At 75.8% G+C, this 805-nt stretch carries 2 protein-coding genes; one reads left to right on the top strand and one right to left on the bottom strand.

Annotated elements, in window-relative coordinates:
• The coding region (locus KBX39_RS32280; protein ID WP_210874218.1) for a dienelactone hydrolase family protein at positions 1-584 on the top strand (584 nt) is incomplete at its 5' end.
• Between the two features lie 11 nt (positions 585-595).
• Here the strand turns inward: KBX39_RS32280 and KBX39_RS32285 are convergent.
• A partial coding sequence (locus KBX39_RS32285) for an AI-2E family transporter (protein WP_210874220.1) occupies positions 596-805 on the bottom strand: 210 nt, incomplete at its 5' end.

Below are 805 nucleotides of genomic sequence, written 5' to 3' on the forward strand. Positions count from 1 at the left end.
GTGGGGTGGTGCTGTTCGCGCACGGGAGCGGCAGCTCGCGGCACAGCCCGCGCAACACGGCCGTCGGGCGCGCGCTCAACGACCGTGGGCTGGCCACCGTGCTGGTCGACCTGCTGACCGCCGACGAGGAGGCGCGGGACGAGGTCACCGCCGAACTGCGCTTCGACATCGGGATGCTGGCCGAGCGCCTGGCCGGAATCGTCGACTGGATGGGCGCCGACCCGGAGCTGGGGCGGCTCCCGATCGGGCTGTTCGGGGCCAGCACCGGCGCCGCCGCCGCCCTGGTCGCCGCGGCGGCCCGGCCGGACCGGGTGGCCGCGGTGGTCTCCCGGGGTGGCCGGCCCGACCTGGCCGGAAGCTCACTGACCGCGGTACGCGCACCGACGCTGCTGCTCGTCGGCGGCCTGGACGAGCAGGTGATCGTGCTCAACGAGCAGGCCCGGGACGCGCTCGGCGAGGTGGCGGAGCTGCGGATCGTGCCCGGCGCCACCCACCTGTTCGAGGAGCCCGGCACGCTGGAGCAGGTGGCCGACCAGGCTGGTACCTGGTTCACCACCCACCTGCGCCAGCCGCACCCCGCCTGAGCGGCAGCCCGTCAGCCCGCGGCTTCGATGGCCGGGTCCGGCCCGGCGGCGCGGCCGGTTTCGGCGCGGTGCCGCTGCACGGTGTCCAGCACCCGCCAGAGCACCGCCGCGATCGGCACCGACACGAACGCGCCGGCCACCCCGGCGACCAGCGTGCCGGCGGTGACCACCACCAGGATGACCGCCGGATGCAGTTGCACCTGCCGCCGCATCACCAGTGG

The organism is Micromonospora sp. D75 (genome assembly GCF_018070405.1).
GTDB classification, from domain to species: Bacteria; Actinomycetota; Actinomycetes; order Mycobacteriales; family Micromonosporaceae; genus Micromonospora; species Micromonospora chalcea.